The sequence below is a fragment of the Micromonospora sp. CMU55-4 genome, assembly GCF_011602315.1.
Classification (GTDB): domain Bacteria; phylum Actinomycetota; class Actinomycetes; order Mycobacteriales; family Micromonosporaceae; genus Micromonospora; species Micromonospora chalcea.
Genome location: NZ_JAAOLH010000001.1, coordinates 450,757 through 463,881, shown reverse-complemented (window position 1 = coordinate 463,881; position 13,125 = coordinate 450,757). Strand labels below are relative to the sequence as shown.

Below are 13,125 nucleotides of genomic sequence, written 5' to 3'. Positions count from 1 at the left end.
GTCAGCCGGTGAGGTGGTTCAGGCGGCGCACGCCCCGCCACAGGTCCGGGTCGCACGTGCCGGCCCGGTCGGCGAACGCGGTGAGCGGCACCGGGATGGGCTCGCTGATGTCCAGGTAGCTGTCGTGGTCGGCGTCCGGGTCCCAGCTCCGGGTCGGGATCGGCAGGTGGTCGTCCCGGTCCGACTTGTCCTGACTGGTGATCTTCAGGACCTCGGCGTCCCCGTCGTCGACCCGCAGCACCAGGCAGGGCCGCACCTTGGAGCCGGTCCCGTCGGCGTAGGGCACGTCCGCCCACCAGATCTCCCCGGGCCGGGGCTCGTCCCGGTCCGTCCGCCCGGCGCCGCGCGGCCGTGGCGGCGCCCCGCCCCGGTCCCCCCGGACGCCGACGCCGGCCCGGTCACGCCGTGAACCGGCGTCGGCCCGGCCGCGCGCCCCGGCGGAACGGTCGGCCGACCGGCGGCGCCACTCGTTCCAGAGCCAGCCGGCCGCGACGCAGGCCACGATCACCAGCGCCCAGAGAACCCCGTCGCGCATCAGTACCCGCCTTCCGACCGTTCCCGCACAGCGCCGCCGAGGCGATGGTCGCACGCCCGGGGCCGGACCGCGCGGGGGCGTGACGCGCGCCGGTTCGCCCTGCTCGTGCGGGTGGCCGGACTGTTGTCACAGCCGACCGCTACGGTTCTCGGGTAGCGCGAGCACGGGAGGCGACAGCGGTGTCCGAAGGCGGCGGCGTGTCCGAAGAAGCGGTTCCCACTGCGGCCGACGCGGCCCAGGAGGCGGCGGCGGGGGCCGAGCCGACCCCGGCGGCCCGGGAGCGGCACGCCACGCTCAGTCAGGAGCTGACCGAACACCAGTACCGCTACTACGTGCTGGACGCGCCGACGATCACCGACGCGGAGTTCGACGCGCAGCTGCGGGAGCTGGAGGCGCTGGAGGCGGAATACCCGGCGCTGCGCACCCCCGATTCGCCCACCCAGCGCGTCGGCGGCACCTTCTCCACCGACTTCACGCCGGTCGCCCACGCCGAGCGGATGCTCTCGCTCGACAACGCCTTCGCCGACGAGGAGCTGGCCGCCTGGGCCGAGCGGGTCGAGCGCGACGCCGGCGGCCCGGTGCCCTACCTGTGCGAGCTGAAGGTCGACGGGCTGGCCATCAACCTGACCTACTCCAAGGGCCGGCTGGTGCGCGCCGCCACCCGGGGCGACGGCCGCACCGGCGAGGACGTCACCGCGAACGTGCGCAGCATCAAGGGCGTGCCGGCCCGGCTGACCCCGGCCGACGACTTCCCCGACGTGCCGGATCTGATCGAGGTGCGCGGCGAGATCTACTTCCCGGTGGCCGCGTTCGCCGACCTCAACGCGAGCCTGGTCGAGCAGGGCAAGGCGCCGTTCGCCAACCCGCGTAACGCCGCCGCCGGCAGCCTGCGCCAGAAGGACCCGCGGGTCACCGCCTCCCGCCCGCTGCGCCTGGTGGTGCACGGCATCGGCGCCCGCACCGGCTTCCGGCCGGCGGCGCAGTCCGAGTCGTACGCCGCGCTCAAGGCGTGGGGGCTGCCCACCAGCGACCGCTGGCGGGTGGTGGACGACCTCGCCGGCGTCGCTGACTACATCGCCTACTACGGCAAGCACCGGCACGACGTCGAGCACGAGATCGACGGCGTGGTGGTCAAGGTCGATCCGGTCTCCATCCAGGGCCGCCTCGGCTCGACCAGCCGGGCCCCCCGCTGGGCGATCGCCTTCAAATACCCGCCGGAGGAGGTGAACACGAAGCTGCTCGACATCGACGTCAACGTCGGGCGCACCGGCCGGGTCACCCCGTTCGCCGTCCTGGAACCGGTCCGGGTCGCCGGCTCCACGGTCGCGCTGGCCACTCTGCACAACGCCCGCGAGGTCGAGCGCAAGGGCGTGCTCATCGGCGACACGGTGGTGCTGCGCAAGGCCGGCGACGTGATCCCCGAGGTGCTCGGCCCGGTGGTCGAGCTGCGCCCGGCCGACGCCCGTCCGTTCGTCATGCCGACCACCTGCCCGGCCTGCGGCACGCCGCTCGCGCCGGCCAAGGAGAGCGACGTCGACATCCGCTGCCCCAACGGGCGCGCCTGCCCCGGTCAGATCCGCGAACGGGTGTTCTACCTGGCCAGCCGGAAGGTGCTCGACATCGAGGTGCTCGGCGAGAAGGGCGCGGCGGCGCTGCTGGACGCGCAGATCATCACCAACGAGGGCGACCTGTTCCAGCTCGACGCCGAGCAGTTGAGCCGGTCACCGTTCTTCGTCAACAAGGACGGCAGCCTGGGCAGCAACGCGGTCAAGCTGCTCGACAACCTGGCCGAGGCCAAGGAACGCGACCTGTGGCGCGTGCTGGTGGCACTGTCCATCCGGCACGTCGGCCCGACCGCCGCCCAAGCGCTCGCCCGGCACTTCCGGTCGGTCGACGCCATCGAGGCCGCCGGCGAGGAGGAGCTGTCCTCGGTGGACGGCGTCGGCCCGACCATCGCCGCCAGCGTCAAGGAGTGGTTCGCCGTCGACTGGCACCGCGACATCGTGCGCAAGTGGGCCGAGGCGGGCGTACGGATGGCCGAGGAGGCCGCCGACGAGGGGCCACGACCGCTCGACGGCGTCACCGTCGTCGTCACCGGCACGCTCAGCGGGTTCAGCCGTGACCAGGCCGCCGAGGCGATCCAGGTCAGGGGCGGCAAGGTGACCGGCTCGGTCTCCAAGAAGACGGGGTTCGTGGTGGTCGGCGACAACCCGGGTTCCAAGGCCGACAAGGCGGCCACGCTGAAACTGCCGATCCTCGACGAGGACGGCTTCCGGGTGCTGCTGGACTCCGGCCCGGACGCGGCCCGCGAGGTGGCCCGGGTGGAGGACTGACGGGCTGGTCACGGCGATCGTCCGCGGATACCAAGTTAATTACGACTCCGACCGATTCGTGACTGTCGTGTCGGGGAAACCGCCTCGGAGGGCGTTTCATTGGCGTACGGCGCGTGACGGCGCGCGCCAGGACGTTGCCCCCGGGAGGTGCGATGGAGACCGGCGACCCGCGTAACTCCGTCCCGCCCGGGCGGAGCGGGCCGTTCTTCGGCTTCGTCGGCGCGGTCGGCGTGGTGGCCGCACTTGTCTCGGCCGGGCCGCTGATCGCGCTCGCCGACCGGTTGACCGAGCTGCCGGCCGCGTTCTGGACCATGGCGGCGCTCGCCGTCGCCTGCGACGCCCGCCCGTTCGTGCCGCCCGGGCGGCGGCAGACCTCGGCCGTGTTCCCGTCGACCTGCTTCACCTTCGCCATCCTGCTCGGCTGGGGCTTCGGCCCGGCTGTCGCCGTGCAGGCAGTGGCCGTCGCGGTGAGCGGCTGGCGGCTCGGGTACGCGCCCTGGCGTACCGGCTTCAACGCCGCGCAGTACGCGTGCGCGCTCGCCGCCGCGTACGCGGTCACCCGGCTCGGTCCGGGCGAGCTGTTCGGCGACGGCCGGCTGCACTGGACCGACGTGGCGGCGGTGGGCGGCGCGACGCTCGCCTGGTTCGTGGTCAACTACGGGCTGGTCAGCTCGGCCGTGCGGCTGCGGTTCGGCGACCGGTGGTGGCCCAGCGTGCGCAGCGGGCTGGCGTACGAGCTGCTGTCCACCGGTTCGCTGCTGCTGCTCGCGCCGGTGCTGGTGGCCGCCGCCCGGGCCAGCGCGGCGCTGATCCCGCTGGTGCTGGTGCCGCTGTTCGCCGTCTACCGGATGGCCCGGCTGTCCGAGGAACGGGAACAGCTCGCCGACGTGGACCCGCTCACCGGGCTGCCCAACCGCAAGGCGCTGCTCACCGAGGTGGCCGAGCAGGTGCACCTGCACGGCGAGCGGGCCGCCCGGGGCGCGCCGGACGCGCACCTGGCGCTGCTGCTGCTCGACCTCGACCGGTTCAAGCACGTCAACGACGCGCTCGGGCACGCGGTGGGGGACCGTCTGCTGGTCGAGGTGAGCGCCCGGCTGATGGGCGTGGTCGGCGCCGGTGACATGGTGGCGCGACTGGGCGGTGACGAGTTCGCCATCGTCGTACCCCGGCTCACCGACATCGACCAGGCCCGCGAGCGGGCCGACCGGGTGGTCGCCGCGCTCGCCGAGCCGGTGCCGCTGGACGGGTTGCCGCTGGACGTGGGCGGTTCGATCGGCATCGCGCTCTACCCGGACCACGGCGAGGACTTCGCCACGCTGATGCGCCACGCCGACGTGGCCATGTACGACGCGAAGCACCGCAACGACACGGTGGCGGTGTACGCGCCGGAGTCCGACCACAACTCGGCCGAGCGGCTGAGCCTCCTGGCCGACCTGCGCCGGGTGCTGGAGTCGGGCCCGTCCGCGCAGGGCGGGGAGACGGTGGGCGTACGCGGGGGTGACGGCGCGGCACTGACGCCGGCGCTGTCGGCGCCGCGACCGGCCCGGGCCGAGCGGCCGTCGCGCAACCAGCGCCCGGCGCGCGACGACGGCCGGGGCGGCGGACGCTCCGGCGACGGGCCGAACCGGTGGCTGCGGCGTCGTCGGGACCGCGCCGCGGAGCGGCACGACGATGACCTGATCGAGCGGATCCTCACCGGCGCCGACCCGATCCGCAGCCGGGCCGCGCGCGCCGGCGCGGCCGGAGCGGTGGTGGCGACGCCAGTGGTCGGTGGCGGGGACGCCGACGCGGCGGAGACCGGCACCGGGCGCGACACGGAGGCCGCGCACGAGACCGACACCGGGCACGACGCGCAGGCCGCGGTGAGCACCGGCGCGCCCGGCGTCATCGGGCCGACCGCCGACGGGAGCGCCGAGCCGGAGGACCAGTCCGGGCACCCGGGCGAGATCACCATGTACTACCAGCCGCAGATCGCGATCGCGACCGGCGAGGTGGTGGGCGTCGAGGCGCTGCTGCGGTGGCGGCACCCGCGCCGGGGCATGGTCGACCCGGGCGAGCTGATCCAGGTCGCCGAGCAGAGCGCGGTGATGCGACTGCTCACCCGCCGCGTGGTGGACGACGTGGTGGAGCAGCTGGCCAAGTGGTCGGCGGCCGGGCTCACGCTGCGGGCCGCGCTCAACGTCAGCGTCCGTGACCTGCACACCGGCGAGATCGCCGACCAGATCGCCGACCGGCTGGCCCGGTACGGGGTGCCGCCGCAGCGGCTCCAGGTGGAGATCACCGAGGGCGCGCTGATGGCCGACCCCCGGCGGGTGCTCGCCAGCATCACCCAGTTGCACCGCATCGGCGTCGGCATCGCGCTGGACGACTTCGGCACCGGCTACTCGTCGCTGCAACACCTGCGCCGGCTGCCGCTGTCCGAGGTGAAGGTGGACCGCTCGTTCGTCCTCGGGATGGCCGACGACCCGGACGACGCGGCGATCGTCCGCTCGATGATCGAGCTGGCCGGCGCGCTCGGGCTGCGGGTGGTGGCCGAGGGCGTGGAGGACGAGCGCACCTGGCGGCTGCTGCACGCCGCCGGATGCGACGTGGCGCAGGGCTGGTTCCACGCCCGGCCGATGCCGGCCGAGGACCTGGTGGCCTGGTTGTCGCGCTACCGTCCGGTGCGCCCGGTGGAGGCCGGGAGCCGCAGCGGAGCGGCGCCGGAGGGGGAGGCGAAGGCGTCGTCGTGACGGCGGGACAATAGACTCGCTCCGGTCACCGCGCGTCATCCCGTACGCGCGGCCGGCCCACCGCAGACGTCTCAGGACAGCCACGAAGGGGGCACCCGATGGCCGCCATCTCCCGCGAGGAGGTCGCGCACCTCGCGCGACTGTCGCGGCTCGCCGTCACGGAGGAGGAGTTGGACACCTTCGCCGGCCAGCTGGATGTGATCCTCCAGTCGGTCGCGCAGGTCGGCGAGGTCGCCGCGGCGGACATCCCGCCGACGTCCCACTCGGTGCCGCTGACGAACGTGCTCCGCGAGGACGTCGTACGGCCGGGCCTGACCCCGCAGGAGGCGCTGTCGGGCGCACCCGACGCCGAGGAGCAGCGGTTCCGCGTCCCGCGGATCCTGGACGAGGATGTGGCCTCATGAGCGAGCGCAGCGAGCGAATCATCGGGCCCAGCATGGCTGTCGCTCATGACGGCACGGAGCGAAGCGGAGTGCCGGCATGAGCGACTTGACCAAGCTGAGCGCTGTTGAGATCGCCGGGCTGGTGGCGAGCGGCGAGACCTCCGCCGTCGAGGTCACCCAGGCCCACCTGGACCGCATCGGCGCCGTCGACGACCGGGTGCACGCGTTCCTGCACGTCGACACCGAGGGGGCGCTGGCCGCCGCGCGTGCCGTGGACGAGCGCCGCGCCGCCGGTGACGAACTCGGCCCGCTGGCCGGTGTGCCGGTCGCGGTGAAGGACGTGCTCACCACCAAGGGCGTACCGACCACGGTCGGGTCGAAGATCCTGGAGGGCTGGCGCCCGCCGTACGACTCGACCATCGTCGAGCGGCTGCGCGCCGCCGGCACGGTGATGCTCGGCAAGACGAACATGGACGAGTTCGCCATGGGCTCCTCCACCGAATACTCGGCGTACGGGCCGACCCGTAACCCGTGGGACACCGACCGGATCCCGGGCGGCTCCGGCGGTGGCAGCGCGGCGGCGCTGGCCGCGTACGAGGCGCCGCTGTCGATCGGCTCGGACACCGGCGGCTCGATCCGCCAGCCCGGCGCGGTCACCGGCACCGTCGGCGCGAAGCCCACCTACGGCGGCACCTCCCGCTACGGCCTGGTGGCGTTCTCCTCGTCGCTGGACACGCCTGGCCCGTGCGCGCGTACCGTGCTCGACGCCGCGTTGCTGCACGAGGTGATCGGCGGTCACGACCCGCGCGACTCCACGTCGATCCCGGCCCCGGTGCCGGACGTGGTGGCCGCCGCGCGCCTCGGCGCCACCGGCGACCTGACCGGCGTGAAGCTCGGCATGGTCACCGAGTTCATCGGCGAGGGCGCGGAGCCGGGCGTGATGGCCGCGTTCCGCGACGCGGCCGAGGCGCTGGCGAAGCTGGGCGCGGAGATCGTCGAGGTTTCCTGCCCGCACTTCAAGTACGCGCTGCCGGCCTACTACCTGATCGCGCCGAGCGAGTGCTCCTCCAACCTGGCCCGGTTCGACGGCGTCCGGTTCGGCCTGCGGGTCGGCGACGACGGCAACCGGTCGCTTGAGGAGGTCATGTCGCTGACCCGCGAGGCCGGCTTCGGCCCCGAGGTCAAGCGCCGCATCATGATCGGCACGTATGCGCTCTCCTCGGGCTACTACGACGCCTACTACGGCCAGGCGCAGAAGGTCCGCACCCTGATCACGCGGGACTTCACCAGCGCGTTCGAGCAGGTCGACGCGCTGATCTCGCCGACCACGCCGTTCGTGGCGTTCCCGCTCGGGTCGCGTACCGCCGACCCGTACCAGATGTACCTGGCGGACCTGTTCACCATCCCGACGAACCTGTACGGCGGCCCGGCCATCTCGGTGCCGTGCGGCCTGTCCGACGGGCTCCCGGTGGGCTTCCAGATCATGGCGCCGACCATGGCGGACGACCGGATGTACCGGATCGCCGCCGCGCTGGAGAGCGCCGTCGGCACGCTCACCCCGCCGACGATCTGAACCGGACGGTACGGAGGCGGCCCGCCCGCCTCCGTACCGACACGGTGATCACCGATCAGGGGATTGCCGGGGGTCACTGGCACTGGTCGAATAAACTGCGAGTCTGCTGGATCGACTGGACTGTGGCCCGCTGGCGGACGCGAGCGGTTCCGACCGAGAGCTGGATGTGCGATGGGGACACTTCGCCCGGTCATGGCCCTGACGATGGTCGTCGCGTTGCTGCTGGGCGCCGGGCAGCCGGCCGCCGCGCAACCGGCCACCGTCGCCACCGAGGCCGTCACCATCACCTCGGGCAAACCCCGGTCGGTCATGGTCATCGGGCAGGTCTACGCGATCCACACCGTCGAGGCGACCGGTGGCACCGCGCCGTACCGGCTGTCGGTGACCTCGGGCAGTCTGCCGCCGGGGATGCTCGTGGTGGGTACGTCGCTCGGGGGTTCACCGACCACTGCCGGGACGTACACGTTCACGCTGCGGATGACCGACAAGAACGACCTCTTCGACGAGCAGACGGCGACGATCGAGGTGCGCGAACCCAAGGTCGTCATTACGTCGGGCAAGCCCCGGTCGCCCATGTACCTGGGCCGGGTGTACGCGATCCACACGGTCGAGGCGACCGGTGGCACCGGGCCGTACCGGTTGTCGGTGGTCTCGGGCAGTCTGCCGCCGGGGATGCTCGTGGTGGGTACGTCGCTCGGGGGTTCACCGACCACTGCCGGGACGTACACGTTCACGCTGCGGATGACCGACAAGAACGACCGCTTCGACGAGCAGGACGCCACCATCGTGGTCGCCGAGGCGGCGGCCGCGTTCACCTCCGGCGACCCGCCCGCCGCCACGGTCGGCAAGCGTTACTCCTTCCGGTTCACCGCCGCCGGTGACTCGGACATCGTGTTCTCCCTGGCGGCCGGGGCCCTGCCGGACGGCCTCACCCTCGACGGGGAGGGCAAGCTCAGCGGCACCCCGGGCAGCGCCGGCACGTTCGCCTTCACCGTCGCGGCGAAGGGTTACAGCACCAGCGCCACGAAGCAGGTGTCGCTGACCGTCGCCGCCCGCAACCCGGGCACCCCGACGGCGTCCCCGACCGGCTCGACGCCCGACCCGGCCGACCCGACTGTTACGCCGTCCCCCGACGACCCGGCCGCCACACCGTCGGAGAGCAGCACCTCGGCGCCGCTGCCGACGGCTTCGCCGTCGAAGGTGAGCGGCGCTTGGCTGCCGATCACCGGGCCGGGTTCGCCGCTCGTGCTGCTGGTGTTGAGCATCGTGGCCTTCTCCATCGGCGGCATCCTGCTCGTGCTGGCGTACAACCGTCGCCGCACCTTCACCACACCCGAGTGACGCCGGGCCCCGCGCGGTGATCTCGAAGCCCGGCAGCGGGGTGGCCGGGCCAGCCGATTAGGCTGGAACGGTTCTGTCCGGATCGCGCCTGGAGCTCAGATGACGACGACACTGCCCGCGTACGACGAGGTCGTCGCGCGCTTCGAACCGGTGATCGGCCTGGAGACCCACGTCGAGCTGGGCACGAACACCAAGATGTGGTGCGGCTGCCCGACCGACTTCGGCGGCGAGCCGAACACCCGGGTCTGCCCGGTCTGCCTCGGCCTGCCCGGATCGCTGCCGGTGGCGAACAAGGCCGCCATCGAGGCGACCATCCGGATCGGGCTGGCGCTGAACTGCTCGATCGCCGAATGGTGCCGGTTCGCCCGGAAGAACTACTTCTACCCGGACATGCCGAAGAACTTCCAGATCAGCCAGTACGACGAGCCGCTGTGCTTCGACGGCTACCTGGACGTCGAGGTCAACGGCGAGCTGGTGCGCATCGGCATCGAGCGGGTGCACCTGGAGGAGGACACCGGCAAGACGCTGCACGTCGGCGGCGCCACCGGTCGCATCCACGGCGCCACCGAGTCGCTCGTCGACTACAACCGGGCCGGCATCCCCCTGGTCGAGATCGTCACCAAGCCGATCCCCGGCACCGGCGCGCTCGCGCCCGAGGTCGCCCGCGCGTACGTCGCCGAGCTGCGCGACGTGATCCGCTCGCTCGGCGTCTCCGACGTGCGGATGGAGGAGGGCTCGCTGCGCTGCGACGTCAACACGTCGCTGAACCGGCCGGGCGAGGAGTGGGGCACCCGCACCGAGACCAAGAACGTCAACTCGCTGCGCTCGGTCGAGCGGGCGGTGCGCTCGGAGATGCTGCGCCAGGCGTCCGTGCTGGAGGCCGGTGGCCGGATCACCCAGGAGACCCGGCACTTCCACGAGGACACCGGCGACACCACGTCGGGCCGGTCCAAGGAGACCGCCACCGACTACCGGTACTTCCCGGAGCCGGACCTCGTGCCGCTCGCCCCGGACACCGCGTGGGTAGCCGAGCTGAAGGCCGCCCTGCCGGAGCTGCCGCGGCTGCGCCGCAAGCGGATCCAGCAGGAGTGGGGCCTGTCCGACCTCGACATGCAGTCGGTGGTCAACGCCGGCGCGGTCGAGCTGATCGAGGCGACAGTGGCCGCCGGCACGACCCCCGCGGCGGCCCGGAAGTGGTGGCTGGGTGAGCTGTCCCGCCGCGCCAACGAGACCGGCGTGGAGCTGGCCGACGTGGGCGCCACCCCGGCCCAGGTCGCCGAGCTGCAGGGCCTCGTCGACGCGGGCAAGCTCAACGACAAGCTGGCCCGTACCGTGCTGGAGGGCGTGGTGGCCGGCGAGGGCTCGCCGACCGAGATCATGACCAACCGCAACCTGGAGGTCGTCTCGGACACCGGCGCGCTCACCGCCGCCGTGGACGAGGCGATCGCCGCCAACCCGGACGTGGCCGACAAGATCCGCAGCGGCAAGGTCGCGGCGGCCGGCGCGCTGGTCGGCGCGGTCATGAAGACCACCCGCGGCCAGGCGGACGCGAAGACGGTCCGCGAGCTGATCCTGGCGCGCCTCGGCGCCTGACGTGTTGTAAGGAAGGGCCCCTTCTTAACGCCTGGTGCATGGGAAGGGGCCCTTCCTAACGCCTCACCCCCACTCAGTGGGCGTCAACGGCGACGCCCGGATGGAGTCACCGTGAACCAGCACGACCTCGACGTCCTCGACGAGATCCAGCGCCGGGTGCTCTGGCTCGCCACTCGCATCGTCGACGCGGCCAACCACGACCGCGACACCGGTGACGGGGTGAAGGTCGGCGGCCACCAGGCGTCGAGCGCCTCGCTGGTCACCGCGATGACCGCGCTCTGGTTCCAGCACCTGGACGCCGAGGACCGGGTGGCGGTGAAGCCGCACGCCTCGCCGGTGTTCCACGCGATCCAGTACCTGCTCGGCAACCTCGACCGGTCGTACCTGCCGAAGCTGCGGGCGCGCGGCGGCCTCCAGTCGTACCCGTCGCGGACCAAGGACCCGGACGAGGTGGACTTCTCCACCGGCTCGGTCGGCCTGGGCGCCGCCGCGCCGCTGTTCGCCGCCGTGACCCGCCGCTACGTCGACGCGCACTTCGGCGCGCGCCCGCACTCCCGGTTCGTCGCCATCATCGGCGACGCCGAGCTGGACGAGGGCAACATCTGGGAGGCGGTCGCCGACCCGGCCACCACCGGCCTGGGCAACGTGATGTGGCTCGTCGACTTCAACCGGCAGTCGCTGGACCGGGTCGTCCCCGGCATCCGGATCAACCAGTGGCGCGGCCAGTTCGAGGCGGCCGGCTGGCACGTCGTGGAGGTCAAGTACGGCCGCAAGCTCGCCGAGGCGTACGCCCGGCCGGGTGGCGCGGCGCTGCGCGACTGGATCGACCGGATGCCCAACGAGCAGTACCAGTCGCTGTTCGGGCTGGCCGGCCCGGCGCTGCGCAAGCAGTTCCTGGACGGCGCGCCGGCCGAGGTGGCCGCGTTCGTGGCCGACATCGGCGACGACGAGCTGGGCCCGCTCGTCACCGACCTGGGTGGGCACGACGCGCAGGCGATGCTCGACGCGTACGCCCAGTGCGACGCGGTGACCGACCGGCCCAGCGTCGTGTTCGCGTACACGGTCAAGGGCTGGGGTCTGCCGATCGCCGGCAACCCGCGCAACCACTCGGCGCTGCTCACCACCGAGCAGGTCGACGCGCTGCGCGCCGCGCAGGGCCTGACCCCGGAGACCGAGTGGGACCGCCTCGACCCGGCGTCCCCGGCCGGCATCCGGGCCGGCGAGCGCCGGGAGGCGCTGTCCCGCGCGCCGCGCGAGCGGGCGCTGGGCGTCACCGTTCCGGAAACCACGCGGGTACGCGCGAACAAGCCGGTCTCCACCCAGGAGGTCTTCGGCCGGGTGCTGGTCGACCTGGCCCGCGATCCGCAGGTGGCGCCCTACCTGGTGACCACCGCGCCGGACGTGGCCACCTCGACCAACCTGGCCGGGTTCATCAACAAGACCGGCGTGTTCGCCCCGACCGAGCAGCGTTCCTGGACCGAGGACCGGATGCTGCGCTGGACCGAGAGCCCCGCCGGGCAGCACATCGAGCTGGGCATCTCCGAGATGAACCTGTTCCTGCTGCTGGGCCAGCTCGGCCTGTCGTGGGACCTGTCCGGCCAGCCGCTGCTGCCGGTGGGCACCGTCTACGACCCGTTCGTGCTGCGCGGCCTCGACGCGTTCCTCTACGGGACGTACTCCGGTTCCCGGTTCGTGGTGGCCGGCACCCCGTCCGGCATCACGCTGGCCCCCGAGGGCGGCGCGCACCAGTCCACCATCACCGCCTCGGTCGGCCTGGAGCTGCCCGGCGTGACGTTCCTGGAGCCCGCGTACGCCGGCAGCCTCGACTGGCTGCTCTGCGACGCGCTCGGGCAGATCGCCGGTGGCGCCGCGCCCGCCGCCACTGCCGCGCCGGCCGAGGACGGGGCGTACTACTTCCGGCTCAGCACCCGGCCGATCGACCAGGCCCCGTTCGAGGCGGCCCGGACCCGGCTCGGGGACGCGGTGCTGCGGCGGCAGGTGGTGGCCGGCGCGTACCGGCTCGTCGACGCGCACCAGGCGTACCCCGATCTGGCTGACGCCCCGGTCGTGCAGCTCGCGGCCTCCGGCGCGGTGCTGCCGGAGGTGCTCGCCGCCGCCGCGGAGCTGGCGGAGGAGGGCGTGGCCGCGCACGTCGTGGACGTGACCAGCCTGGACCGCCTCTACCGGGCGTGGCAGCGGACGCTGCGTCAAGGTGTGCGGACCGCGACAGTGCCGAGCGTGCCGGGCGCGCTGCGGTCGGCGTTCGCCGACCGGGTGCCGGTGGTCACCGTGCACGACGCGGCCTCGCACGCGATGGCCTGGCTCGGCTCGGCGGTCGGCGCCCCGGCGGTGCCGCTCGGCGTGGACGAGTTCGGCCAGTCCGGCAACGTCCGGGAGCTGTACGAGTTGCACGACCTGCTGCCGGGCAGCATCGTCAACGCCGCGCTGGCCGCGATCGCGCTGCGCTGACCGCGCCGGGCTGGTCCGGCTCGACCCGGCACCGCGGCAGGCCGTGGTGGTCACGGAACGTGACAGGTTGACCTGATTGCTGAGAGTGACCGTCTCCGGCGAACCGGGCGATCGCCTCTCGCCGCCTTTGCTCTGCAGCCACACCCGCAGCATCGCCCTGAGCTGG

8 protein-coding genes are annotated in these 13,125 nt (G+C 73.1%); 7 read left to right on the top strand and 1 reads right to left on the bottom strand.

Features of this window, described 5'->3' with window-relative positions; translation table 11 throughout:
- Position 1: 1 nt before the first annotated feature.
- Positions 2-535, bottom strand: a complete 534-nt coding sequence (locus HA073_RS02090; protein ID WP_166455570.1) for a type II toxin-antitoxin system PemK/MazF family toxin — start codon at positions 533-535, stop codon at positions 2-4.
- 179 nt (positions 536-714) lie between these two features.
- Between HA073_RS02090 and ligA the strand changes: the two genes are divergently transcribed.
- The 7 genes from ligA to HA073_RS02055 all read left to right on the top strand — a co-directional run bounded on the left by ligA (position 715) and on the right by HA073_RS02055 (position 12,959).
- Positions 715-2,868 (top strand): NAD-dependent DNA ligase LigA, encoded by a 2,154-nt coding sequence (ligA, locus tag HA073_RS02085; RefSeq protein WP_083296931.1) that lies wholly within the window; start codon positions 715-717, stop codon positions 2,866-2,868.
- Between the two features lie 152 nt (positions 2,869-3,020).
- On the top strand, positions 3,021-5,600 hold the full coding sequence (locus tag HA073_RS02080; protein ID WP_166455569.1) for a bifunctional diguanylate cyclase/phosphodiesterase: 2,580 nt from the start codon (positions 3,021-3,023) through the stop codon (positions 5,598-5,600).
- 98 nt (positions 5,601-5,698) lie between these two features.
- Positions 5,699-6,004, top strand: a complete 306-nt coding sequence (gene gatC, locus HA073_RS02075) for an Asp-tRNA(Asn)/Glu-tRNA(Gln) amidotransferase subunit GatC (protein WP_013284468.1) — start codon at positions 5,699-5,701, stop codon at positions 6,002-6,004.
- A 76-nt stretch (positions 6,005-6,080) separates the two neighbouring features.
- Entirely contained in the window at positions 6,081-7,556 is a 1,476-nt protein-coding gene (gene gatA, locus HA073_RS02070; protein WP_043326045.1) for an Asp-tRNA(Asn)/Glu-tRNA(Gln) amidotransferase subunit GatA, read from the top strand.
- Between the two features lie 192 nt (positions 7,557-7,748).
- A complete protein-coding gene (locus tag HA073_RS02065; RefSeq protein WP_240925453.1) occupies positions 7,749-8,897 on the top strand; it encodes a putative Ig domain-containing protein in 1,149 nt (382 codons plus the stop codon).
- Positions 8,898-8,996: 99 nt separating this feature from the next.
- A complete protein-coding gene (gatB, locus tag HA073_RS02060; protein ID WP_043326041.1) occupies positions 8,997-10,490 on the top strand; it encodes an Asp-tRNA(Asn)/Glu-tRNA(Gln) amidotransferase subunit GatB in 1,494 nt (497 codons plus the stop codon).
- A 111-nt stretch (positions 10,491-10,601) separates the two neighbouring features.
- Positions 10,602-12,959, top strand: coding sequence for a pyruvate dehydrogenase (locus HA073_RS02055; protein WP_140946258.1), 2,358 nt, complete (start codon positions 10,602-10,604; stop codon positions 12,957-12,959).
- Positions 12,960-13,125 lie beyond the last annotated feature (166 nt).

What these genes read in the sequence shown, in the direction of transcription:
- HA073_RS02090 (WP_166455570.1), bottom strand. Translation starts at nt 535, where the DNA reads ATGCGCGACGGGGTTCTCTGGGCGCTGGTGATCGTGGCCTGCGTCGCG.
- HA073_RS02080 (WP_166455569.1), top strand. Translation starts at nt 3,021, where the DNA reads ATGGAGACCGGCGACCCGCGTAACTCCGTCCCGCCCGGGCGGAGCGGG.
- gatC (WP_013284468.1), top strand. Translation starts at nt 5,699, where the DNA reads ATGGCCGCCATCTCCCGCGAGGAGGTCGCGCACCTCGCGCGACTGTCG.
- gatA (WP_043326045.1), top strand. Translation starts at nt 6,081, where the DNA reads ATGAGCGACTTGACCAAGCTGAGCGCTGTTGAGATCGCCGGGCTGGTG.
- HA073_RS02065 (WP_240925453.1), top strand. Translation starts at nt 7,749, where the DNA reads ATGGCCCTGACGATGGTCGTCGCGTTGCTGCTGGGCGCCGGGCAGCCG.
- gatB (WP_043326041.1), top strand. Translation starts at nt 8,997, where the DNA reads ATGACGACGACACTGCCCGCGTACGACGAGGTCGTCGCGCGCTTCGAA.